Annotated in this window: 4 protein-coding genes; 1 reads left to right on the top strand and 3 read right to left on the bottom strand. The window is 43.3% G+C overall.

Annotated features, from left to right (window positions below):
* Positions 1-475: 475 nt before the first annotated feature.
* From BBG47_RS30995 to BBG47_RS30985, 3 genes are all read right to left on the bottom strand, one after another.
* Entirely contained in the window at positions 476-718 is a 243-nt protein-coding gene (locus BBG47_RS30995) for a hypothetical protein (RefSeq protein WP_254659955.1), read from the bottom strand.
* Between the two features lie 19 nt (positions 719-737).
* Positions 738-1,028, bottom strand: a complete 291-nt coding sequence (locus BBG47_RS30990) for an alkaline phosphatase family protein (protein WP_254659954.1) — start codon at positions 1,026-1,028, stop codon at positions 738-740.
* A 98-nt stretch (positions 1,029-1,126) separates the two neighbouring features.
* Complete coding sequence (locus BBG47_RS30985) at positions 1,127-1,417, bottom strand: alkaline phosphatase family protein (protein WP_251491203.1); 291 nt, start codon at positions 1,415-1,417, stop codon at positions 1,127-1,129.
* A gap of 273 nt (positions 1,418-1,690) precedes the next feature.
* Here BBG47_RS30985 and BBG47_RS30980 point away from each other — a divergent pair, with 273 nt between their 5' ends.
* Complete coding sequence (locus tag BBG47_RS30980) at positions 1,691-1,825, top strand: hypothetical protein (RefSeq protein WP_254659953.1); 135 nt, start codon at positions 1,691-1,693, stop codon at positions 1,823-1,825.
* Positions 1,826-2,227 lie beyond the last annotated feature (402 nt).

Here is a 2,227-nt window from a genome sequence, read left to right as displayed (position 1 = left end):
TACCAGCGTGGAGACAGCAGCCATAAATGCAAGAACACATTCAACAAGGTGAGCTCCAATGGAGCCATGGCTGTAGAATGTTCTACTCACACATGTATTTCAATAGTGTAGGGAGACTGATTCTAAGGTACATCGAAGGAAGCAATAACGGTAAGTGTGATCGAAGATGTATAAAGTAGTTAAGAGCTATTAATGCAATTTCGATGGACTAGTACAGGTTTCTCGCTTAAGGAGGCGAATTGACAGAATGTCTATTGAAGTGACTATTCCCTATGATTTGGATACATATTTCTTATATATAAAAGAAACAGATGATTAATGGGACGTTCACGAATGCTATTCTATATAGCAACCCCCCACCACTTAAAAAGAGTGGGGGCTGCAGCAATAGAAATGAGAGCCCTTGCGATTTAATTTGTTAAAGACAGCATCTTGAATTTTTCAACTCAGTTTCCTTGTTTTTCGACATACCCCATTAACCATGCAAGGTTCGGACGAACTCGGAACCAGACATCCGGCCAAGTGCACCATGGGCACAGTCCGTTTCATTATAAGAGGCGACTCGATCTCTTCGAATGCTTGGTCCATAGATAACGACGGGAACTGGCTCTCCAGTATGCTCCTTAACCTCAGAAGGAGTAGAATGATCAGCGGCCAGTGCTAGGTATACATCCTCTGATAGTTGATCAGCGTTTATGCCAACATTTCTATCAAACATTTCTAGGGATTGAGCCTTTTTAGTGGTTCATCATCAGCCCCATCACATCTGGAGCTTTAAGATGAACATAGAAAATGTCATGATGGACAATCTGTTCAAGTGCAAGTTTTGCTTTCAGTTCAACATCATTATCCATACTTCCTGTCATTCTTATATCTGTAATGGTTGTGTACCCGGCTAGCTTCGCTACCCCAAGAACGGTGCTTTCGGCAGCAATGCAGCAACCTCGGAAATACATCTTTGAAGCAATGGTCTCAAGTTCAATCATACTACCTGCACCACGGGTAAGAATGAAGTTGGCAGGCAGCAATCCATTAGCTACTCGCTCCTCATTCGCAGGATACGATGACAAGATCCGAGAAGAGATTCCAAAGAAGCGGTTGACTGCAGCAGCAGTGCGTCGTGCTTCTAATGTAATTCCAACGGCTGAACAGGAAGATACGGTTTGCCATCGTTCGGCGCTTTCGGGTCAGAATCACTGATTTGATCACTTAAGCCCTGACCACGCAGCACAAGCACAGCACGATGTTCAGTCGCAGGCTTGCAGTAAGCATAGATGCCCTTGGCTACTTCTATTCCCGAAATGGATTCAGCAAGTTTGTCCGTATGTTCCCGTATGCGGCCATCGCTTCGATCCAGCACAACACCGGCTTCTACAGTGGCAAAATTGCAGCGAAGAACGACATCTCCAGGCTGAATATCGATTCCGACTCCAAGTGCTTCGATGGGGCCGCACCTGGGTAGGCTTGAATCTAAGATGAAGATTATATCCTCATAGCAGCTGGTTCATCAATTGGAATCCAACAGCATTGAATTTCTCGTGTTGTCCGATCAAATAGAAGTCAATGAAGCACGGTATCAGACTTGCGCGTTATATCAGGATCGCCTCGTTCTCATTGCACGTCCAGATCACCGTGTGGTTCATAAGAGGAGAGATGTACGTTATATGATCTTCAAAATGTGACCTTCCTTATGAAGCCGGATAAGTCGGCAACAAGGCAATTCCTCGATATGAAGTTCGAACAGGCAGGCATCTCGATATCCAATACGATTGAAATCAGCAGCTTGGAAGGAATAAAGCAGGGCGTTATTCATGGACTTGCATAGCAGCAGTATCTGAATTAATGAAGATGCAGGAGATTGCTAGCGGACTGCTAGTTGTATTCCCATAGATGAAGTGAAGTTTGAGAGAGGGGTTCAATATGTTCATTACTAAAACAAGCATCTGTCGCCAGCAGCTAAAGCATTCATTACAATGCTGAACAACATTTTAACCGAGGAGTAGGTACAGAGGATAGAAAGAAGAGGATTGGAGGACATGAAATAAAGGATTTAAAATTATTTCAAAAAAGTCTTGCATTCTACCTTCGAAATATGATATATTCTAATTCCTGCTTCATTAGGAGGCAGTCAATCGAACGAAGAAAACAAATTAAAAAAAGTTGTTGACTTCAAGTTCGTTAGATGATAAGATATAAAAGTCGCCGCTGAGAGACGCGGTGAACGAAA

The sequence above is a fragment of the Paenibacillus sp. KS1 genome, from assembly GCF_001680695.1.
GTDB classification, from domain to species: Bacteria; Bacillota; Bacilli; order Paenibacillales; family Paenibacillaceae; genus Paenibacillus_B; species Paenibacillus_B suaedae.
The sequence above is the reverse complement of the archived record's forward strand: the minus strand, read 5'-3'. Positions and strand labels throughout refer to the sequence as shown.

Bases quoted from the DNA above. Each gene is read 5' to 3' on its own strand.
- BBG47_RS30980 (WP_254659953.1), top strand. From the start codon at position 1,691: ATGAAGCCGGATAAGTCGGCAACAAGGCAATTCCTCGATATGAAGTTC.
- BBG47_RS30995 (WP_254659955.1), bottom strand. From the start codon at position 718: ATGTTTGATAGAAATGTTGGCATAAACGCTGATCAACTATCAGAGGAT.